16 protein-coding genes are annotated in these 20,232 nt (G+C 65.3%); 9 read left to right on the plus strand and 7 right to left on the minus strand.

From position 1 onward, the window contains the following. Positions 1 to 55 precede the first annotated feature (55 nt). From tesB to GGQ67_RS09570, 6 genes are all read left to right on the plus strand, one after another. Entirely contained in the window at positions 56 to 940 is an 885-nt protein-coding gene (gene tesB / locus GGQ67_RS09545) for an acyl-CoA thioesterase II (RefSeq protein WP_183899925.1), read from the plus strand. A 211-nt stretch (positions 941 to 1,151) separates the two neighbouring features. Further along, the gene (locus GGQ67_RS09550; RefSeq protein WP_183899926.1) at positions 1,152 to 1,502 is read left to right on the plus strand and encodes a P-II family nitrogen regulator; all 351 of its coding nucleotides are present in this window, start codon (positions 1,152 to 1,154) and stop codon (positions 1,500 to 1,502) included. Positions 1,503 to 1,531: 29 nt separating this feature from the next. Then, positions 1,532 to 2,896, plus strand: a complete 1,365-nt coding sequence (locus tag GGQ67_RS09555) for an ammonium transporter (RefSeq protein ID WP_183899927.1) — start codon at positions 1,532 to 1,534, stop codon at positions 2,894 to 2,896. A 345-nt stretch (positions 2,897 to 3,241) separates the two neighbouring features. Next, positions 3,242 to 5,923: an FtsK/SpoIIIE family DNA translocase gene (locus GGQ67_RS09560; protein WP_183899928.1), complete on the plus strand. Its 2,682-nt coding sequence runs from the start codon at positions 3,242 to 3,244 to the stop codon at positions 5,921 to 5,923. Between the two features lie 168 nt (positions 5,924 to 6,091). After that, the gene (locus tag GGQ67_RS09565; protein WP_183899929.1) at positions 6,092 to 6,769 is read left to right on the plus strand and encodes an outer membrane lipoprotein carrier protein LolA; all 678 of its coding nucleotides are present in this window, start codon (positions 6,092 to 6,094) and stop codon (positions 6,767 to 6,769) included. 111 nt (positions 6,770 to 6,880) lie between these two features. Beyond that, entirely contained in the window at positions 6,881 to 8,209 is a 1,329-nt protein-coding gene (locus GGQ67_RS09570; RefSeq protein ID WP_183899930.1) for a glucoamylase family protein, read from the plus strand. Positions 8,210 to 8,290: 81 nt separating this feature from the next. On the opposite strand, the gene GGQ67_RS09575 is transcribed toward GGQ67_RS09570, so the two are convergent. From GGQ67_RS09575 to hglS, 7 genes are all read right to left on the minus strand, one after another. Continuing rightward, positions 8,291 to 9,328, minus strand: a complete 1,038-nt coding sequence (locus GGQ67_RS09575) for an ABC transporter ATP-binding protein (protein WP_183899931.1) — start codon at positions 9,326 to 9,328, stop codon at positions 8,291 to 8,293. Then, positions 9,325 to 10,836 (minus strand): ABC transporter permease, encoded by a 1,512-nt coding sequence (locus GGQ67_RS09580; protein ID WP_246400155.1) that lies wholly within the window; start codon positions 10,834 to 10,836, stop codon positions 9,325 to 9,327. The genes GGQ67_RS09575 and GGQ67_RS09580 overlap by 4 nt, the downstream gene beginning before the upstream one ends. A gap of 225 nt (positions 10,837 to 11,061) precedes the next feature. Continuing rightward, positions 11,062 to 12,093: an iron ABC transporter substrate-binding protein gene (locus tag GGQ67_RS09585; protein ID WP_183899933.1), complete on the minus strand. Its 1,032-nt coding sequence runs from the start codon at positions 12,091 to 12,093 to the stop codon at positions 11,062 to 11,064. Positions 12,094 to 12,228: 135 nt separating this feature from the next. Beyond that, positions 12,229 to 13,218, minus strand: coding sequence for an Ldh family oxidoreductase (locus GGQ67_RS09590; protein WP_183899934.1), 990 nt, complete (start codon positions 13,216 to 13,218; stop codon positions 12,229 to 12,231). 79 nt (positions 13,219 to 13,297) lie between these two features. Continuing rightward, positions 13,298 to 14,836: an L-piperidine-6-carboxylate dehydrogenase gene (gene amaB / locus GGQ67_RS09595; RefSeq protein WP_183899935.1), complete on the minus strand. Its 1,539-nt coding sequence runs from the start codon at positions 14,834 to 14,836 to the stop codon at positions 13,298 to 13,300. A 25-nt stretch (positions 14,837 to 14,861) separates the two neighbouring features. Next, positions 14,862 to 16,145, minus strand: a complete 1,284-nt coding sequence (locus tag GGQ67_RS09600) for an NAD(P)/FAD-dependent oxidoreductase (RefSeq protein ID WP_183899936.1) — start codon at positions 16,143 to 16,145, stop codon at positions 14,862 to 14,864. A gap of 22 nt (positions 16,146 to 16,167) precedes the next feature. Continuing rightward, positions 16,168 to 17,577, minus strand: a complete 1,410-nt coding sequence (gene hglS / locus GGQ67_RS09605; RefSeq protein ID WP_183899937.1) for a 2-oxoadipate dioxygenase/decarboxylase HglS — start codon at positions 17,575 to 17,577, stop codon at positions 16,168 to 16,170. 112 nt (positions 17,578 to 17,689) lie between these two features. Between hglS and GGQ67_RS09610 the strand changes: the two genes are divergently transcribed. From GGQ67_RS09610 to GGQ67_RS09620, 3 genes are all read left to right on the plus strand, one after another. Beyond that, complete coding sequence (locus GGQ67_RS09610; RefSeq protein WP_183899938.1) at positions 17,690 to 18,580, plus strand: LysR family transcriptional regulator; 891 nt, start codon at positions 17,690 to 17,692, stop codon at positions 18,578 to 18,580. A gap of 72 nt (positions 18,581 to 18,652) precedes the next feature. After that, complete coding sequence (locus tag GGQ67_RS09615; RefSeq protein ID WP_112425684.1) at positions 18,653 to 18,889, plus strand: Lrp/AsnC ligand binding domain-containing protein; 237 nt, start codon at positions 18,653 to 18,655, stop codon at positions 18,887 to 18,889. Between the two features lie 138 nt (positions 18,890 to 19,027). Then, on the plus strand, positions 19,028 to 20,191 hold the full coding sequence (locus GGQ67_RS09620) for a glycosyltransferase family 4 protein (RefSeq protein ID WP_183899939.1): 1,164 nt from the start codon (positions 19,028 to 19,030) through the stop codon (positions 20,189 to 20,191). Positions 20,192 to 20,232: the final 41 nt, after the last annotated feature.

Genomic DNA, 20,232 nt, shown 5'->3' on the forward strand with positions numbered 1-20,232 from the left:
ATTGATCTATATAGATCATCATCGCCTCACTTCCTACCTGCCGGAGCCATACAAAATGACGCGCCACACCGAAAAGCCGACCGCGATGGAAACCCTGCTCGCGACGCTTGATCTCGAGCCGATCGAGGTGGACATCTTCCGCGGCACCAGCCCGCAAGTCGGATGGCAGCGGGTCTTCGGCGGACAGGTGATCGCGCAGGCGCTGATGGCGGCGCAGCGCACCGTCGACATCGAGCGGCTGGTGCATTCGCTGCATGCCTATTTCATGCGGCCCGGCGACCCCTCCGTGCCGATCGTCTACCAGGTCGAGCGCATCCGCGACGGATCGAGCTTCAACACCCGCCGCGTCGTCGCCATCCAGCATGGCAAGGCGATCTTCGCGCTGTCGGCGTCGTTCCAGATCGTCGAGCCGGGCTTCGAGCATCAGGTCGCCATGCCCGACGTACCGATGCCCGAAACGCTGATCGACGAGAACGAGATCGCCAAGCGCTACCTCGCCAATGCGCCCGAGGCGATCCGCAAATACTGGGGCCGCGAGCGGCCGGTCGAGATCCGGCCGGTCTCGCTTACCCACTATTTCTCCGACAAGAAACTCGATCCGCTCCAGCATGTCTGGGTGCGCGCCAACGGTCCCGTCCCCGACGACCGGCACGCCCAGGCGGCGGTGCTCGCCTATATCTCCGACATGACGCTGCTCGACACGTCGCTCTACCCGCACGGCACCTCGATCTTCGACCAGACGATCCAGGTCGCAAGCCTCGACCATTCGATGTGGTTCCACCGCCCGGTCAAGCTCGACGACTGGCTCCTTTATACACAGGACAGCCCCTCCGCATCCGGCGCCCGCGGTCTGACGCGCGGTAGCCTCTATACGCGAGATGGTGTCCTGATTGCGTCGGTGGCGCAGGAAGGCCTGATTCGTAAAAGGGCAAATGACTAATTTGGGTGCAAATTTGTCCGTTTGCATATTTCTTGGGCGATTATTAGGCAATCATTTGCCTGTTTATTGACGCCAATAAATATCCTCCTTATTTTTCAATACCTTAACAAATCGTTTCGAATCTGGCACGGGCCTTGAATGTAGGAGGCTGGTCGCTGGTCGCAAACGGCAGTGGCAAGGAGAGTCGGCTCCGTGCCGAGGGTAACGAAGGATGGGAAACCAGATGAAAATTGTGATGGCCATTATCAAGCCGTTCAAGCTGGATGAGGTGCGCGAAGCCCTCACCGCGATAGGCATTCAGGGCCTGACCGTGACCGAAGTGAAGGGTTACGGGCGCCAGAAGGGACATACCGAAATCTATCGCGGCACCGAATACGCGGTCAGCTTCCTGCCGAAGCTCAAGATCGAGATCGCCGTCGCAACGGAGATCGTCGACAAGGCCGTCGAAGCCATCGCCGCCTCGGCCAAGACCGGCCAGATCGGCGACGGCAAGATCTTCGTTTACTCGATCGACCATGCCGTGCGCATCCGTACCGGCGAAACCGACGCAGAAGCGCTGTAAGTAACGGTAGAGCCAAGGAGCTTTTCTCTATGTCAATTTCGAAGTTTTCTCCCACTCTGGCGCGCCTTGCCACTGCGTCCGCGGCGCTCCTCGCGCCGGTCGTCGCCTTCGCGCAGGATGCCGCCACGACGGCCGCTCCGGCTGCCGCCGCCGCGCCGGTTCCCGATAAGGGCGACACCGCCTTCATGTTCATCTCCACGCTTCTCGTGCTGTTCATGATCCTGCCTGGCCTGGCGCTGTTCTACGGCGGCCTGGTTCGCGCCAAGAACATGCTGTCGGTACTGATGCAGTGCACGATGGTCGCCGCCGTGATGATGCTCATCTGGGTCATCTACGGCTACTCCTTCGCCTTCGGCGGCTCCGAGAGCGCCTATTGGGGCGGCACGGCGAAGATGTTCCTCGCCGGCATCACCAAGGATTCCACCGCCGCGACATTCTCGCAGGGCGTCGTCATCCCCGAGTACATCTTCGCGATGTTCCAGATGACCTTCGCGGCCATCACCCCCGCCCTGATCGTCGGCGCCTTCGCCGAGCGCATCAAGTTCTCGGCCGTGGTGCTCTTCTGCGCATTGTGGGCCACCTTCGTCTACTTCCCGATCGCCCACATGGTCTGGGACGCCAACGGCCTGCTCTTCAAGATGGGCGCGCTCGACTTCGCCGGCGGTACCGTCGTTCACATCAACGCCGGCGTCGCCGGTCTGATCGGTGCGATCATGGTCGGCAAGCGTACCGGCTTCGGCAAGGACATGATGGCGCCGCACTCGATGACGCTCACCATGGTCGGCGCCTCGATGCTCTGGTTCGGCTGGTTCGGCTTCAACGCCGGCTCCAACCTCGAAGCTTCGGGCGGCGCGATGCTCGCCACCGTCAACACCTTCGTCGCCACGGCTGCCGCCGTCGTGTCGTGGGCCGTCGTTGAAACGCTCACCCGCGGCAAGGCCTCCATGCTCGGCGGCGCGTCCGGCATGGTCGCAGGTCTGGTCGCCATCACGCCGGCTGCCGGCATCGTCGGCCCGATGGGCGCCATCATCATGGGCTTGATCGTTTCGCCGCTTTGCTACTTCTTCGTCTCCGTGGTGAAGAACAAGTTTGGCTACGACGACACCGCTGACGTCTTCGGCGTTCACGGCATCGGCGGCATGTTCGGCGCGATCGGAACCGGCATCTTCGCCAGCGCGTCGCTCGGCGGCGTCGGCTATGCCGAGGGCGTCACCATGGGCGGCCAGGTCATGACGCAGATCACCGCGATCGCCATCACCATCGTATGGTCCGGCGTCGGCTCGGCGATCCTCTACAAGGTCGTCGACATCATCGTCGGCCTGCGTGTCCCGGTCGAATCCGAGCGCGAAGGTCTCGACCTCGCAACGCACGGCGAAGCCGCCTACCACTCGTAATCAAGGCTCGCGGCGCCCGAACAAAGGGCGCTGCCGAACAGCCTGTCACGGCCTGATCAACACTTGTGCCGCTCCTGGCCCGGACCTCGCAAAGGTTCGGGCCTTTTTATTTTCCGATGCCGGGCGTGCGTCGCGCCCCCCAGGATTCGCCCGTCCGGCTTTAAGCCCTTGTTTTATCGCATGTCGGCGCCGCGAAATCGCCGCGCGCTTTCGCGCGACATGCTTGGGACGGACCCCGCATGGTTAACATCGCTTTAACCGTCCTTTGATTAGGTGGAGCGGACGCATTGGGCGCGAAGTGCATTGGCGATTCGCACGCTTTCAGGCATTGGACGGGTACAACACATGGCAAGAAGCACATCGCCAGCAATGGATGGCCGGCCGGACCGTTTCTCCCTCTCGGGGTTCATCTTCCGGCAGGCGCAGACCCTTTTGGGGTTCGCGATCTTCATCGCGCTGGCACTGGCAATCGCGGCACTGGCGACCTGGAACGTCGCCGATCCGAGCTATTCCTACGCCACCGGCAACGAGCCCACCAATGTGCTCGGCTATAGCGGCGCCGCCTTCGCCGATATCCTGATGCAATTCTTCGGGCTGGCGAGCGTCGTGGCGCTGCTGCCCGTGGTCGCGTGGGCGCTGGCGCTGATCTCCGGCCGCCGCTTCACCCGCATTCCGGCGCGCGCCGCCGCCTGGGGCCTCGGCTCCGTTCTGTCCTCGGCCGTGCTCGGCTGCTTTCCGCCGCCGCTGACCTGGCCGATCCCCAACGGCATCGGCGGCGTCATCGGCGACATGATCCTGCGCTTCCCTGCGCTGTTCGTCGGCGCTTACCCGACCGGCACCTTCGCCATCGTCGTCGGCTGCATCTTCGCGGTGCCCTGCGTCTGGATGATGCTGTTTGCCGCCGGCATCATCGGCCGCACCGAGGAGGAGGAAGCCGAGGAAGAGGAAGAAAACTACGCCGCCAGCCGCTCCAAGCTGCGCTCGGTGGGCGATGAGGACGAGGATGACGACGAGGGCGGCTGGCTCGCCTTCGGCGCGCTGACACACGCCTGGTACATGAGCCAGGCCCGCATGCGCCGCATGCTCGGTATGGGCCCACGCAAGCGCAAGCTTGATGATTACGACGCCCCTTACGATTTCAACGATGACGAGTTCGGCAAGCTCAACGAGCCGGTGCGCGCCAAGGCGCCCCAACGCGGCGAGCGCATGGATCCGTCGATGGATCCGTCGATCGCTCCCCGGGCCGGTTCGCCGCGCCGCGTGGTCTCGGCGCCGTCGATCTCGCTCAACGACGATGACGACGACGATATGGGCTACGGCGACATGCCGCCGCGCCCGGCCGATATCCTGCCCGACGACGAGGACGACAATGGCTGGATGATGCGCGCCCCCGCCAGGCAGGCCGGCGGTCGCCCCGAGCCGCGCGTGCAGCAGGCCGCCGCCCGGCCCAAGCCCGGCGCCCGCATGGAGCGCGAGCAGCAGGGCTCCTTCATCCGTCCCGAAGGTTTCCAACTGCCGTCGGTGCACCTGCTCGCGGAGCCCAAGGCCGTCGTGCGCGATTCGACGCTGTCCGCCGACGCGCTGGAACAGAATGCCCGCATGCTTGAAGGCGTGCTCGAGGATTTCGGCGTCAAGGGCGAGATCATCCATGTGCGCCCTGGGCCCGTCGTCACGCTTTACGAACTGGAGCCGGCCCCCGGCATCAAGTCGTCGCGCGTCATCGGCCTTGCCGACGATATCGCCCGCTCGATGAGCGCCATCGCCGCCCGCGTCGCCGTCGTGCCCGGCCGCAACGCCATCGGCATCGAACTGCCGAACAATATCCGCGAGACCGTCTACCTGCGCGAGATGATCGCCTCCAGGGATTTCGAAACCTCCAAGGCCAAGCTCGCCATGGCGCTGGGCAAGACCATCGGCGGCGAAGCCGTCATCGCCGATCTCGCCAAGATGCCGCATCTGCTCGTCGCCGGCACCACCGGCTCGGGTAAATCGGTCGCCATCAACACCATGATCCTGTCGCTGCTCTACCGCATGACGCCGGAGCAGTGCCGCCTGATCATGATCGATCCGAAGATGCTCGAACTCTCCGTCTATGACGGCATCCCGCATCTGCTCTCGCCTGTCGTTACCGATCCGAAGAAGGCCGTCGTGGCGCTGAAGTGGACGGTGCGCGAGATGGAAGAGCGCTACAAGAAGATGTCGAAGATCGGTGTACGCAACATCGACGGCTTCAATTCCCGCGTCGAGCAGGCGCTCGCCAAGGGCGAGGCGATCTCGCGCACCGTGCAGACGGGCTTCGACCGGGAAACCGGCGAGGCGATGTACGAGACCGAAGAGTTCGACCTGAAGCCGCTGCCCTATATCGTCGTCATCATCGACGAAATGGCCGACCTGATGATGGTCGCCGGCAAGGACATCGAAGGCGCCGTGCAGCGCCTGGCGCAGATGGCGCGCGCCGCCGGCATCCATGTCATCATGGCGACGCAGCGCCCCTCGGTCGACGTCATCACCGGCACGATCAAGGCCAACTTCCCGACCCGCATCTCCTTCCAGGTGACCTCGAAGATCGACAGCCGCACGATCCTGGGTGAACAGGGCGCCGAACAGCTGCTCGGCATGGGCGACATGCTTTACATGGCCGGCGGCGGCCGCATCCAGCGCGTCCACGGCCCGTTCGTGGCCGACATGGAAGTCGAGGACATCGTCGCCTACCTGAAGACGCAGGGCGCGCCGCAATATCTCGACGCGATCACCGCCGATGACGACGAGGATGGCGATTATGGCGGCGGTCCCGCCGGCACCGGCAACCTCGCCGACAGCGACGATCCCTACGACCAGGCCGTCGCCATCGTCCTGCGCGACGGAAAGGCCTCGACCTCCTACATCCAGCGCCGTCTCGGCATCGGCTACAACCGCGCCGCATCGCTGATCGAGCGCATGGAGCAGGAAGGCGTGATCGGCCCGGCCAACCACGCCGGCAAGCGCGAAATCCTGGTGCCGACGGAAGGCGATATTCTCGACCGCTAGGGGCGAAAGCGCCCTTGATTCCCGCGCAGGCGTTACGATTTATCTCGTATGGACCGGGACTTCACGGAAACCTGATCGGTGCGAAAACGTTACGTTTGGCCGGTCCTGCGAACACGCCATGAAGACGCCGCGTTTCGGCAGCATGCAGACTGCATAAAGGAGACTTTCATGAACCACTCCGACACTTTCCTGGATCGCCTCACGCTGACACGGCGCCACATGCTGGGCGCGCTTGCTGTCGCGGCGGCGTCCACGGCGCTGCCGCTCAACGTCTTCGCCCAGGCCGCCGCCGCGGCCGCGCCCAGCGCCAACACCGCGCAGGCGATCGCCGATCATTTCTCCTCCGTCGCCACGATGCAGGGCGAGTTCGTGCAGTTCGGCCCCAAGGGCGAGCAGACCGGCGGCAAGTTCTTCATCCAGCGCCCCGGCAAGCTGCGCTTCAACTATGACGACCCGTCGCCGATCCGCGTCATCGCCGACGGCAGGAACGTGGCGATCGGCAACATGAAGCTGAAGACCTGGGACCTCTACCCGCTGTCGAAGACGCCGCTCAGCCTGCTTCTGGCTCAGAAGATCGACCTGTCGGCCGGCTCGGTGAAGAGCGTCAAGGAAGAATCCGACCTGACGACCATCGCGCTCGGCAACAGCACGGTGTTCGGCAACTCGACCATCACCATGATGTTCGATCCGAAGACCTTCGACCTGCGCCAGTGGACGATCACCGACAACCAGGGCAAGGACACCTCCGTCATGGTGTTCAACGTCCAGACCGGCGTGCAGTTCGACGACAAGGTGTTCAAGGTACCCTACGAGGTCATTCCGGGGACGGCTGCCTATCGGGATTGAGTTCGGCGGCGGGGTGACTGCTCCGCCGTTCCGGCCCCTCAAAACATTGATTTGCGCATCGTTCTTGCCCATGTTGAACCAGGGGCAGGACAACGGATCGGGCGGGAGCACATGCTGCAACGGACTGATGAAACAGATGCCGCGCTGATCGACAGGCTGCAGCAGGCGGCGTTCAACTACTTCCTGAAACATGCCAATCCCGATAACGGGCTCATCGCCGACACCTCGGTCGCGGGCGTGCCCTGCAGCATCGCCGCCGTCGGCTTCGCGCTGTCGTCCTACCCGGTCGCCGTCGAGCGCGGCTGGATGACGCGGGCCGATGCGATATCGCGCACCACGACGACACTCTGCTTCTTCGCCAACGGCCACCAGGGCCGCGAGCGCCACGCGATCGGCTACAAAGGCTTCTTCTACCACTTCCTGCACATGGACACCGGCAACCGCGCCTGGAACAGCGAGCTGTCGACCATCGACACGACGCTGCTCGTGGCCGGCGTGCTGACGGCAGCCGCCTATTTCGATGGCGACAGCGAGGCCGAGACCGAGATCCGCCGTCTCGCGACGCTGATCTACGAGCGCATCGACTGGCGCTGGGCGCTGAACAAGGGCGAGACCGTCTGCATGGGCTGGAAGCCCGGTAGCGGCTTCCTTCGCTGGCGCTGGCAGGGCTATGACGAGGCGGTGCTGCTCTACACGCTGGCGCTCGCCTCGCCGACGCATCCGATCCCGCAATCGAGCTACGACGCCTTCACCGCGAGCTATTCCTGGATGCTGTTCGGCGACAAGTGCTATCTCTACGCCGGTCCCTTCTTCATCCACCTGTTCTCGCATGCGTGGATCGATTTTCGCGGCATCCGCGACAAGCCGATGGCGGCGCGCGACAGCGATTATTTCCGCAACACGCAGATCTGCATCGAGGTGCAGCGCGATTACGCCGAGCGCAATCCCGGCAATTTCGTCGGCTATTCCAGGGATATCTGGGGTCTTTCCGCCTCCGACGGCCCGCCGCCGTCGCGCAGACGTCATGGCGACCGGCGCCCGAACGTGCTCGGCTACGCCGCCCGCGGCGCGCCGCTTGGCCCCGACGACGGCACGCTGGCGCCCTGGTGCGCGCTGGCGTCATTGCCCTACGACCGCGAGGCGGCGATCTCGGGCACGCGCGCGCTGCTGCAGACCTATCACAACCTCTGCGGCGAAGGCCGCTTCCCCGGCGGTTTCAACCCGTCGGTGAAGACGGCGGGACCCGAGGGCTGGGTGGACGATCGCTGCGTCGGCATCGACCAGGGACTGCTCGTCATGTCGATCGAAAACGACCGCTCCGATTTCGTCTGGAGCCTGATGCGCAAGTCCGACATCATCCGCACCGGCCTCACGCGCGCCGGCTTTACCGGCGGCTGGCTCGAAGACGAGGCGGAAGACGACGAGCGCAAGTTCGCCTAAGTGAAGTTCGCCTGAATGACGATCGCCTGATTGGCGGTTTCGGGCGGGCGCGAAAAGCGCGCGCCACGATGCGAAGACGGCTCAGCGCGCGAAGACATGCGCCTTGCCGGCGATCTCCAGCCGCACCCGGTCGCCGCGCGAAGGCAGCGCCACGCTGGAGGTCTTGATCAGGATCGGCGGCAGCGCCACGCCGTCGAGCGATACGGCGACCGTGCAGGTCGCGCCCCCGAAATCCACCTCGACCACGCGCCCGCCATAAGGCTGCTCGCTGCTGTCGGTGACGACGCGGATCTGCTCCGGCCGCAGCATGATCTCGACCTTGCCCTGATGCTCGCTGTCGACCGCGACATGGCCCAGCGCGCAATCGGCATGGCCGTTGCGGATGATCGCCGGCAGCATCACCGCATCGCCGAGAAACAGCGCCGTCTCGCGGTCGCGCGGCGCCAGATAGAGCGATTGCGGCGATCCGGCCTGCACCAGCCTGCCGTCGCGAAGCACCGCCACCTGGTCGGCGTAGGAGAGCGCCTCGGCCTGGTCGTGGGTGACGAGGATGCTGGTGATGCCGGCCGCCTGCAGCACGCGGGCCACCGCCTTGCGCATGTTTTCGCGCAGGCCCGTATCGAGCGCCGAGAATGGCTCGTCGAGCAGCATCAGGCGCGGTTCGCGGCCGAGCGCGCGCGCCAGCGCCACGCGCTGCTGCTGGCCGCCGGAGAGCTGGTGCGGGCGGCGCGTCAGCATGCCGCGATCGAGCTCGACCATGTCGAGCAGCTCGAGCACCCGCTTGTCGCGGTTATCAGCGCCGCGCGCGATGCCGAAGCCGATATTGCCGGCCACGTCGAGATGCGGAAACAGCGCGCCTTCCTGCGAGACGATGCCGATGCCGCGCCTGTGCGCCGGAACGGCGGCCGGCCCGTCGGCCAGGAGCTCGCCGTCAAGCATGACCCGGCCGCTATCGGGCTGCTCGAAGCCGGCGATGATGCGAAGCAGCGTCGTCTTGCCCGAGCCGGAGGGACCGACCACGGCGGTGCGGCTGCCCGCCGTCACGTCGAGCGAGATAGTGTCGAGCGCCTGCACCTGACCGTAACGCTTGCTGGCACCTTCGATCGTAAGCAGCGTCATTGTCCGGCGGTCCGTTTCGATTGAGCATGAAGGAGAAGGGTCAGCGGCAGCGACAGCACGACCATCATGAAGGCGTAAGGGGCGGCGGCGACGTAATCGATCTCGCTGGTGAGCGACCAGAATTTCGTGGCCAGCGTCTGGACGCCGTTGGGCGACAGCATCAGCGTCGCCGTCAGCTCGTTGGTGATGCCGAGCGCCACCAGCGCGATGCTGGCCGCGGCACCCGGCGCGGCAAGCCGCATGGTCACCTGCCGCACCGCCTGGCCCGGCGTGCGTCCGAGCGCCATCGCCGCCCGCTCCAGCTCCACCGGCGCCTGCGCGATGCTGGCCCTGAGGCCGACCATGGCGCGCGGCAGGAAGAGCAGGATATAGGCGAGCAGCAGCGTCGCGAAGGTCTGGTAGAGCGGCAGCACCAGCCGCACGGTGATCGTCACTAGCGCCAGCGCCACGACCACGCCCGGCAGCGAGCCGACGTAATAGTGGCAGGCCTCGAGAACGCGCTGCACGCGGCCCGGCGCGCGCACCGACAGCCAGGCCATCGGGGCCGCCGCGATCGTCGCCAGGATACCGCCGGCGAGCGCCAGCACGATCGACTGGACGAAGGCATTGCCGACCTCGACGCGCCAGATGCCGGCGCCGCCGAGATAGAGCCAGCGCACCAGCGTCACGAAGGGAACGCCGAGCGTCAGCGCCGCGACGACGAGAGGCAGAAGCATGGCCGGCACCGTGTACCAGCCGAGGCGGCGGCGATCGGCCGGCCGCGCCGAGCCGGAGCCGACGCGGGCGTAGCGCTCGTTGCCGCGCACCAGCACCTCGATGGCGAGCAGAAGCAGGCAGAAGGCGACCAGCACGCCGCCGAGCATATTGGCGGCCGGGCTGTTATAGGCCGACTGGAACTGATCGACGATCGCGGTCGCGAAGGTGTCGAAGCGGATCATCACGAAGAGCCCGTATTCCGACAGCAGATGCAAGGCGATCAGGAGCGAGCCGCCGCAGATGGCAAGTCTCAGCTGCGGCAGGATGGTGCGGAAGAACACCGCCCAGGGTCCAAGCCCGAGCGAGGCGGCGGCATCCTCGATCGCCGGATCGAGCCGGCGCAGCGCCGCCGCCACGGGCAGATAGAGGAACGGATAGTAGGCGAGCACCGAAACGAAGACGCCGCTCTGCAGCCCGCGCATCCCCGGCACCAGGCTGACCCAGGCATAGGAATGCACGAAGGCGGGTACGGCCAGCGGCGCCACCGCAAGCCACGCCCAGAGCCGCGCCAGGGGCACGTCGGTGCGCTCGGTGATCCAGGCGAGCGTCACCGCCAGCACGATCGCCAACGGTACGGTGACGACTTCGAGAGCCACGGTGTTGACGAGCAGCTCGCCGACGCGCGGACGGAAGATCAGTTGCTTCACGGTGTCCCAGCCGACATCGACGGTGATCCAGGCGATGAAGCCGAGGGGAACGAGGCTGAACAGGGCGACGATGGTCGCGAAGGCGACGACAGGCGTGTACGGCATGCGCCGACGCGGCGGCGCCAGCTTCAGCGCCGGCCGGGCTGCCGGCGCGTTCGGGCCGGCGTTGAGAAATCTGTTGTCCTGCAGCAAGACCGCCGCCTCTGACACGCTGAAAAAGGAGGGCAACCGCCGTTTAAAGCGGTTGCCCTTTATCGTCTTGCCCTAAGGTTTTCTTGAGCCAAAAGCAATAGTTTTCGCCCGAAACGCCACGGACGGAAGGACAGCCGGTCAGATGAGGCCGGCGGCGGTGATCATCTCCACCACCTTCTTGCTGTCGAGTTGCGAGGCGTCGACCTTCGGCGCCTGCAGCTCGTCCATCGGCACCAGCTTGTCGTTGGAGGCGACACCCTTGCCGACGACATACTCATAGGAGGTGCCGTTCTTCAGGATCGTCTGGCCGGCCTTGCCGGTGATGAATTTCAAAAACGCCTGCGCTTCCTTCTGGTGCTGGCTCGATTTCAGGATGCCGCCGCCCGACAGGCTGACGAAGGCGCCCGGATCCTGGTTCTTGAAGTAGTACAGCCCCACGTTCTTGCTGTTTTCGGCCGTCCCCGCCTGATCGCCGAACCAGTAGTAGTGATAGATGATCGCGCCTTCGACCTCGCCCGCGTTGACGGCCTTCATGGCGACGGTATTGCTCTTGTAGGAGATTCCGTTTTCCTTCAGCGCCTTCAGCCAGGCGGCCGTCGCCTCTTCGCCCTTCAGCTGAAGCAAGGCGCTGACGATCGCCTGGAAATCGGCGCCGACAGGTGCCGCGCCCCAGCGGCCCTTCCAGGCCGGATCGGCGAGATCGAGCATCGACTTCGGCAGCTTGTCTTCGCTGAGCTTCGTCTTGTCATAGGCAAACACCGTGGAGCGCGCGCCGATACCGGTCCACATGCCGTTCTTCGAGCGGAACTGCTCGGGCACCTGGTCGAGCGTTTCCTTGTCGATCGGCGCGAACAGGCCGGCGGCATCGACCAGCGTCATCGCCGGCGAATTCTCCGTGAGGAACACGTCGGCGGGCGACGCCTCGTCTTCCTGGATGATCTGGTTGGCGAACTGCATGTCGCCGCCCTGGCGCATCGTCACCTTGATGCCGGTCTCCTTGGTGAAGGCGTCCACCCACTCCTGGCCGAGAGCCTGGTGCTGGGCGTTATAGACGACGATCCCCTCCGAATCGTCCTCCTGCGCCACGGCGCCCGAAGTAAGCGATGTCGCGGCGAAAAGCACCGCGCCGAGAGCGGCGGCATGCGAGAGGCGACTAAGGGAGACGGTCATGATGCCCTCCATGGCATTCACCTGCGATATCCGGATGATGGCAGCGGTATATTTTCCTTGCCACTCAATTTCAAGTTTGCGCACTCCGGGAGCCATCACAAAGGCTTGAAATAATTGGTATATTTTAGAACGATTCTAGAGCGCTCGGATGAGCGAGACCAGTTCGTCCTCGACCTCGATGCCGTTCTCGATCGCCATGCGCCGGGCGTTCTGCCCGCGCCGGCCCGGTAGCCGCGCATCCGGATCGGACGTGATCTCCTCGGCGAGCCGGCCCATGCGCGCGGCGGCGACCGCGCCGCCGGCGGCATCGGGATTGATGACAACAAGCATATGCCCGAGCGCCGGAGCGGCCCCCTGATCGTCGAACAGCGACGACGCCTCGAAGGAGAAGTTGGCGCCGGTGAGCGCGCCGGCCATGATCTCGACCATCATCGCGAGCGCCGCGCCCTTGGCTTCGCCCGATGGGATCATGGTGCCGGCCAGTGCTTCGACGGCGTCCGTGGTCGGCTGGCCATTGCGGTCGAAGGCCCAGCTGTCGGGGATCGGCACGCCCTTCTGCCTGGCCGCCATGATCTTCCCACGCGCGACGCGCGACAGCGCCATGTCGATGACAACGGGATCGGCGTCCGGCACGGGGGCGGCGAAGGCGATCGGATTGGTGCCGAACACGGGCTTGCGGCCGCCCCATGCCGCCATCGAGGCCGGCGCATTGGCGACCATCAGCGCCACCAGCCCCATTTCGGCGAAGCGCTCGACCGTCAGCGCCAGCACGCCGGCATGGTGCGAGCGGCGGAAGGCGGCGGCCGCGATGCCCTGCTCGCGCGCGATATCGGGAACGACGGACAAGGCGAGATCGATAGCCGGATAAGCGTAGCCGTGATTGGCATCGATCTGCACGACGGCGGGAAATGGCCGCAGCAGAGACGGCGTCGCGAAACCATCGACCTTGCCGGCCCTCGCCTGGCTGGAATAGGCCTCGACGCGCCTGAGCCCGTGCCCGCCCTGCCCGGCTGCTTCCGCCGCCACCAGCGCGCGGGCGACCGAACGGGCATTGGCCTCGCTCACCCGGTTTCTGGTCAACACCTCGAAAACCAGGGCTTCAGCGGCGGCAAGTGTCAGATGCATGAGGAACCCACGTCATGAAAAAGGCGATAACGCGGTTACGTTATCGCCCTTCCTGCGATGCAGCAATCGATCGCGACGCTTATTCGACGTCGAACTTGACGCCCTGCGCCAAAGGCAGCGTCTTGCCGTAGTTGATCGTGTTGGTGGCACGGCGCATGTAGGCGCGCCATGCGTCTGAGCCCGACTCGCGGCCGCCGCCGGTTTCCTTCTCGCCGCCGAACGCGCCGCCGATCTCGGCACCCGAGGGGCCGAGATTGACGTTGGCGATGCCGCAATCGGACCCGCGCGCCGAGACGAAGGTTTCGGCCTCGCGCATGTCGTTGGTGAAGATCGACGACGACAGGCCCTGCGGCACGGCGTTGTGATCTTCCAAAACCGCGTCGAAATCGCTGTACTTCATGACGTAGAGGATCGGCGCGAAGGTCTCGTTCTCGACCGGGCCTGTCTGCGCGGGCATCTCGACCAGCGCCGGGCGCACGTAGAAGGCGTCGGAAGCACCGTTTTCGACACGCTCGCCGCCCGTGACCTTGCCGCCCGCGGCCTTCGCCTGCTCCAGCGCCGACTGCATGTTGCTGTAAGCCTGTTTGTCGATCAGCGGACCGACGAGCGTGCCATTTTCCAGCGGATTGCCGATGCTGACGGAGCCGTAAGCCTTCTGCAGGCGCGGAACCAGCGCGTCGTAGACGCTCTCATGCACGAACAGGCGGCGCAGCGTGGTGCAGCGCTGGCCGGCGGTGCCCATGGCCGAGAAGGCGACGCCGCGCAGCGTCAGGTCGAGATCGGCCGTCGGGCAGATGATCGCGGCATTGTTGCCGCCGAGTTCGAGGATAGCGCGGGCAAAGCGCTGCGACAGGCGCGGACCGACGGCGCGGCCCATGGCAGTCGAGCCGGTGGCCGAGACGAGCGGCACCTTCGGATGATCGACCAGCGCTTCGCCGACATCGCGGCCGCCGATCAGAAGCGTCGAGAGATTGGCCGGCGCGGTGCCGCCTTCGGCGACGAAGCGCTTCAGCGCCTTTTCGAACAGCGCCTGCGTGGCGAGTGCGGTCAGCGGCGTCTTTTCCGACGGCTTCCAGACGGTGGAATTGCCGCAGACCAGCGCCAGCGCCGCATTCCACGACCAGACGGCGACGGGGAAGTTGAAGGCCGAGATGATGCCGACGACGCCGAGCGGGTGCCAGCTTTCCATCATCCGGTGCTCGGAACGCTCGGTCGCGATCGTCAGGCCGTAGAGCTGGCGCGACAGGCCGACGGCGAAATCGCAGATGTCGATCATTTCCTGCACTTCGCCGAGACCTTCGGAGGTGATCTTGCCGACCTCGATCGACACCAGCCGGCCGAGCTCGGCCTTGGCCGCGCGCAGCTCCTCGCCGAGCAGGCGCACAAGCTCGCCGCGCTTAGGCGCCGGAACGGCGCGCCATTCGAGAAACGCCTTGTGGGCATTATCGATCGCGGTCTTGGCGTCGGCGACCGACACTTCCTTGAGCGCGCCGATGTCCTTGCCTGTCACGGGCGACGTCACCCGCAGCGTGCCGCCGGTGAAGCTGGTGGCGCTGACGCCGAGCTTGGACATGAGGGTCTTGGTTTCGGTGGCGAGATCGAGCGTTTCGATGGTCATTGTCGTGGTTCCAACCTTATTGTTCTTAGAAGCGGGCATCGGCGAAGTGGGCGACCTGGGCGCCGGCTTCGTACCATAATTCCTTGGCGGCGCGGAAGCGCGGCTCGGCGGGATCAGTCAGTGGCAGCGGCAGCTCGGCCTCGCCCGTCTCGCCCAGGATGTGGCGGGCAAGCGTGCGGCCGAACACCGTTCCCGGCGCGATCCCCCGGCCATTATAGCCGGAAAAGCCGACGACATTGTCGGCGAACTTGTGAAAGCGCGGCAGCGCATTGTCGGTCATGCCGATCTTGCCGTACCACTCGCATTCGAACTCGACCTCGCCAAGCTGCGGAAAGAGCTTCTTCAGCGCGCGCCGCGCCCAGCCCTTGTGGACGGAAAGCCCGGTATTGCGCAGGGCTCCGACGCTGCCGAACACCAGCCGGCCGGCCTGGTCCATGCGGTAGGAGGAGAGGATTTCCTTGGTATCCCAGACACCCTCGCGGCCAGCCAGGATCGACTTGCGCAGATTGTCGCCGAGCGGCCGGGTCGCCAGGTTGAAATAGGGCAGATGCACCTGCTCGTTGCGCACCTGTTCCCAGGGGCCGGTGCTGTAGGCATCCGTCGAAACGATGATCCAGTCGGCGGTCACGGAGCCCTTCGCCGTCCTCACCGTCCAGCGATTGCCGTTTCTCTCGGTGGCGATGACGGGGCTCGACGTATGCAGCGCCACGCCGGCCTTGACGGCGGCGTGCGCGAGGCCGCGCGCATAGGCGAGCGGCTGCAGCGTGCCGGCGCGCATGTCGAGCAGCGATCCGGTATAGGCGCTGCTGCCGACGCGTCGTGCCGTCTCGGCGGCGTCGAGCAATCTGACGTTGGCACCGCGCGCCGCCCACTGGCTGGCGCGATCGGTGATTTCCTTGAGGCCATCGGCGCCGACGGCGACATGCAGCGTGCCGTTGCGCTCGAGCTCGCAGGCGATCTGGTGCTTGTCGATCAGCTCCATCACCAGCTTCGGCGCGTTGCCGAGCAGGTCGAGCAGGCGCTCGCCATAGACGGGGCCAAGCACACCGGGAAGATCGTCCGGCATCACCCACATGCCGGCGTTGATCAGCCCGACATTGCGCCCCGCGCCGCCGAAGCCGACCTCGTTGGCCTCGAGCAGCACCACCGACTTGCCCGCCTCCGCCAGATGCAGGCTGGAGGACAGCCCGGTATAGCCGGCGCCGACCACGACGATATCGGCGGTTACAGCGCCCGCAAGCGGCACCGTTGCCGGCGGCTGCGGCGCGGTCTTTTCCCAGAGGCCATGGGAGCGCGGATCTTTCAGCATCGGGGGCTCCGTTCGCGGATATTCAGGCGACGTCGCTCAGCCGCAGGCCGGAAAGCCCGAGCAGATCGATCGCCGCTTCCAGCGAGCGTGCCTGACGTTCCGCGTAAAGGTCAAGCTCATCCGTGACGGTGGCGCCGAGCGCCTCCTCGAAGGCCGAGCGGTTGGAGCGGGTCGCATAGTTCTGCTGCTGGTCCGTGCCGAGGTTCGACTGGAAGATCCCGGCCGCGCTGACAGGCAGGAAGTCCTCGTAGACGATGGGATCGAAGGTGAGATAACCCATCTCGATCAGCGCTTCCGCATCATCGGGCAGCGCGCCGTCGACGGCCGCGGCAACGCCCTTGGGCGTCGCGGAATAATGGAAGAAGGCAAGCTGCTCGGCTCGAAGCGCCGCCCAGCTGTCCGGCAGTTCGCGGAACCGCTCGGCAAGCTCGCTGTCGTAATCGCCGGCCTTGGCCCCGCCGGCGCCCACCTGCACCTCGCCGCGAACCGATGCCAAGAGCCGGTCGTAGAGCGCCCGGCCCCTGGCCGTCAGCGCCACGCCGCGCTGCTCGATCTCGCCGAAGCGGGCCGTATGCGTGCCCTTGGCAGCACTCGTCTCGCCGGCAAAGGCGATCACCTCTTCCAGCGCCTTGAAGCTGGTCTGGCGCAGGAGGATATCGCAATCGCGGCGCGGCGGCCCCTCGATGACCGCCTTCGGCGTGATGCCGCGCTCCGGCATGCGAGCCTGCACGGCGTCGATATCGAGCGTACGCGGGGTCAGGTGGTTGATATGCGGCCCCTTGAAGGAGACGACGTCGGCGATCAGCCGATGCGCGTCGTGCAGACGCTTGTAGGTCTCGGCCGTCACTGTCGCCTCGCCATGCCAGCGGAAGGTCTCCAGCGCCTCGGCGACGAATTCCTGCGCTTCCGCCTCCGTCAGCCCGCCGGCCTCTTCATGACGCTCGATCAGCTGGATGGCACGCGCGGTATAGATGCGACGCTTCGCGAGAATATCGGCGGCCTCGGCGCGCAGAGCCTCGTCCTCGATCAGTTCGAGCCTGAGCAGCGAGGTGAAGACCCGGAACGGATTGACGCTGAGCGCCGCCTGGTCGACCGGGCGGAAGCAGGTGGAATGCACGGGCACGCCGGCCACCGAGAGATCGTAATAGCCGACCGACTGCATGCCCATGACGGCGAAGAGGCGGCGGATGGTGAAAAGCTCTTCGGGAGTGCCGAGGCGAATGGCGCCATGGCGCTCGACATCGATGCGCTCCAGCTCCCCGGCCCGCGTCAGGCGCTCGCGGAGCGCTGTGTCCCTGGCCAGCACCTCGGCGTTGACGTCGGCGACAAGTTCCAGCAGCGTTCCATATTGCGGCACCTCGGCGCGATACATCCGCGACATCGCTTCGGTGAACAGCGAGCGAATGCGATCTGTGGAAACGAAGCCTGCCATGAAAGAGATCCCCACGTTCATTCCGATTTTGATTAGTGAAGCTATTTACAAGCGCCCGAAAGCCATAAATATCGACATTTCGGAACTAGCTCATTCTGAAATGGAATGACCCATGCTGACGTCAAGGCGTTTTCTACCCTCCACCGCGCTGCTTTCCGCCTTCGAGGCGGTATCGCGCACCGGCAGCGTCACGGCCGCCGCCAAGGAACTCGACCTGACGCAGAGCGCCGTCAGCCGCCAGATCAAGACGCTGGAGGAACAGCTCGGCGTCGAGCTCTTCATCCGCGAGCGCCAGACGGTGCGCCTGACGCTTGCCGGCGACGGCTATGCCCGCGAAATCCGCGAGGCGCTGCGGCGCATCTCCAGCGCCTCCTTGAACCTGCGCGCCAATCCGCACGGCGGCACGCTCAACCTGGCAATCTTGCCGACCTTCGGCACCCGTTGGCTGGCGCCTCGCCTCGGCCGCTTCCTCGCCGCCAACCCCGGCGTCACCATCAACCTCGTCACCCGCCTCTCCTCCTTCGATTTCCGTCTGGATTCGATCGACGCCGCCATTCACTTCGGTCATCCGCTCTGGCCGGGCGCCGAGCTGACCTTCCTGATGTCGGAAAAGACCGTGCCCGCCTGCAGCCCCGATTTCCGCGACCGCCACGGCATCAGCCAACCGTCAGACCTCGTCGACGTGCCGCTGCTGCATCTGACCACCCGCCCCGATGCCTGGGAACAATGGTTCGCCGACAACGGCGTACCGCCGCAGACCGTTCACGGCATGCTGTTCGACCAGTTCGCGACGGCGGCACAGGCAGCGATCGCCGGCCTCGGCGTGGCGCTGCTGCCGACGTTCCTGATCGAGGACGAGCTGAAGCGCGGCGATCTGGTGGCATCAGTCAATCGCGAGATGGAGAGCAAGGAGCGCTATTACCTGGCCTTCCCGGCCGAGCGCGCCGATTACGCCCCGCTTTCGGCCTTCCGCGACTGGGTGGTGCGCGAGGCCGCCCTCTAAGACTATGGCTTGCGCCGGGCGGGTGCTTTCGAGCATTATGCGGCGCAACAGAATTCGATGCAGGAAATTCCCATGAAGCCGATCTTCGTCCAGCTCCAGTGCGCCCCCGGCAAGACCTATGAGGTCGCCGACGCCATCTACAAGACCGAACGCGTCTCGGAGCTTTATTCGACCAGCGGCGATTACGACCTGCTGCTCAAGGTCTATATCCAGGAAGGCGAGGACATCGGGAAATTCGTTAACGATCAGATCGCCAGCATTCCCGGCATCGTCCGCTCGCTGACCACGCTCACCTTCCGGGCATTCTGAGATCGGGTCACGGTCGGTTAACTCTCCGCAAAGGCAGATCCCCGGGAAGGCGGACATTTAACGCCGCCTTAACGCGGGCGGTTGTCATGTGGCATCGATGAAAGCCGCGACCAGCAATCGCGGCCGAAGGAATGACATATGTCCGCCGCCGAACTCTATACCCATGACGCCGAACCGGTCGCCGCCAGCGCGCCGCTGATCGTTCACGTCATCCGCCAATTCCTGCCCAATCGCGGCGGCCTCGAGGACGTGATCGCCAACCTCTCGCGCCAGACTCTGAAGCGCGGCTACCGCGTCCGCGTCGTCACGCTTGATAGTCTGTTCACAGCACGCGACAACAAGCTGCCGTCACGCGAGACCATCGACGGCATCGACATCATCCGCATCCCGTGGTCGGGCAGCACGCGCTATCCGCTCGCGCCAGAGGTCTTCCGTCATCTTGGCGACGCCGACCTGATCCATGTGCACGCCATCGACTTCTTCTTCGATGCGCTCGCCTGGGGCCGGCTGCTGCATCGCAAGCCGATGGTGGTCACCACCCATGGCGGCTTCTTCCACACGACGAAATACGCGGCGATCAAGAAGATCTGGTTCCAGACCATCACCCGCGTCTCGGCCATGGCCTATCAGCGGGTCATCGGCTGCAGCATGTCGGATCTCGCGCAGTTCGAAAAGATCGCCGCGAGCCGCACCATCGTCATCGAAAATGGCGCCGACATCGGCAAGTTCGCCGACCGCGCGTCGCGGGCGCCCAAGCGCCGGATCGTCACGATCGGCCGGTTTTCGATCAACAAGCGCCTCGACAGGCTGATCGACGCGATGGCCGTGCTGAAGGCGCGCGATCCGGACTGGCATCTCGATATCGCCGGCGTCGAATCCGATCTGACACGGCAGGACCTGATAGCCCAGATCGACCGGCTGCAGCTGAACGACGCCGTCACCCTCCATGTCGGCGCCGACAACGACGCGGTCGGGCGTATCATCGCCGACGCCTCGATCTTCGCTTCGGCCTCATCCTATGAGGGGTTCGGACTGGTGGCGCTGGAAGCCATGAGCGCCGGCCTGCTGCCGGTGCTCAACACGAATGAGGCCTTTAGGACACTCGGCGAGCGCCACAAGGACATCCTGCTCACCGACTTCGCCGATACGGCGGCAGCGGCGGACGCGCTGGAAACAGCCTACAAGCGCCTGGAAGCGCAAGGCCCGGCGGTGCGGGCTGCCCTTCTCTCCGATGCGTCGGCCTATTCCTGGGACGTCGTCGCGGAGCGTTATATCGGCGTCTACAAAGAGCTCATCGGCTAGGACAGCCGGCACCTTTTCCCTCGACAAGCCGAACAATCGGC

Origin of the sequence: Rhizobium metallidurans (assembly GCF_014196505.1) — a bacterium.
In the GTDB taxonomy this organism is placed as follows: domain Bacteria; phylum Pseudomonadota; class Alphaproteobacteria; order Rhizobiales; family Rhizobiaceae; genus Rhizobium; species Rhizobium metallidurans.

Excerpts from the sequence above, each read along its gene's own strand:
- tesB (WP_183899925.1), top strand. The coding sequence starts at position 56 with ATGACGCGCCACACCGAAAAGCCGACCGCGATGGAAACCCTGCTCGCG.
- GGQ67_RS09550 (WP_183899926.1), top strand. The coding sequence starts at position 1,152 with ATGGGAAACCAGATGAAAATTGTGATGGCCATTATCAAGCCGTTCAAG.
- GGQ67_RS09555 (WP_183899927.1), top strand. The coding sequence starts at position 1,532 with ATGTCAATTTCGAAGTTTTCTCCCACTCTGGCGCGCCTTGCCACTGCG.
- GGQ67_RS09560 (WP_183899928.1), top strand. The coding sequence starts at position 3,242 with ATGGCAAGAAGCACATCGCCAGCAATGGATGGCCGGCCGGACCGTTTC.
- GGQ67_RS09565 (WP_183899929.1), top strand. The coding sequence starts at position 6,092 with ATGAACCACTCCGACACTTTCCTGGATCGCCTCACGCTGACACGGCGC.
- GGQ67_RS09570 (WP_183899930.1), top strand. The coding sequence starts at position 6,881 with ATGCTGCAACGGACTGATGAAACAGATGCCGCGCTGATCGACAGGCTG.
- GGQ67_RS09575 (WP_183899931.1), bottom strand. The coding sequence starts at position 9,328 with ATGACGCTGCTTACGATCGAAGGTGCCAGCAAGCGTTACGGTCAGGTG.
- GGQ67_RS09580 (WP_246400155.1), bottom strand. The coding sequence starts at position 10,836 with ATGCCGTACACGCCTGTCGTCGCCTTCGCGACCATCGTCGCCCTGTTC.
- GGQ67_RS09585 (WP_183899933.1), bottom strand. The coding sequence starts at position 12,093 with ATGACCGTCTCCCTTAGTCGCCTCTCGCATGCCGCCGCTCTCGGCGCG.
- GGQ67_RS09590 (WP_183899934.1), bottom strand. The coding sequence starts at position 13,218 with ATGCATCTGACACTTGCCGCCGCTGAAGCCCTGGTTTTCGAGGTGTTG.
- amaB (WP_183899935.1), bottom strand. The coding sequence starts at position 14,836 with ATGACCATCGAAACGCTCGATCTCGCCACCGAAACCAAGACCCTCATG.
- GGQ67_RS09600 (WP_183899936.1), bottom strand. The coding sequence starts at position 16,145 with ATGCTGAAAGATCCGCGCTCCCATGGCCTCTGGGAAAAGACCGCGCCG.
- hglS (WP_183899937.1), bottom strand. The coding sequence starts at position 17,577 with ATGGCAGGCTTCGTTTCCACAGATCGCATTCGCTCGCTGTTCACCGAA.
- GGQ67_RS09610 (WP_183899938.1), top strand. The coding sequence starts at position 17,690 with ATGCTGACGTCAAGGCGTTTTCTACCCTCCACCGCGCTGCTTTCCGCC.
- GGQ67_RS09615 (WP_112425684.1), top strand. The coding sequence starts at position 18,653 with ATGAAGCCGATCTTCGTCCAGCTCCAGTGCGCCCCCGGCAAGACCTAT.
- GGQ67_RS09620 (WP_183899939.1), top strand. The coding sequence starts at position 19,028 with ATGTCCGCCGCCGAACTCTATACCCATGACGCCGAACCGGTCGCCGCC.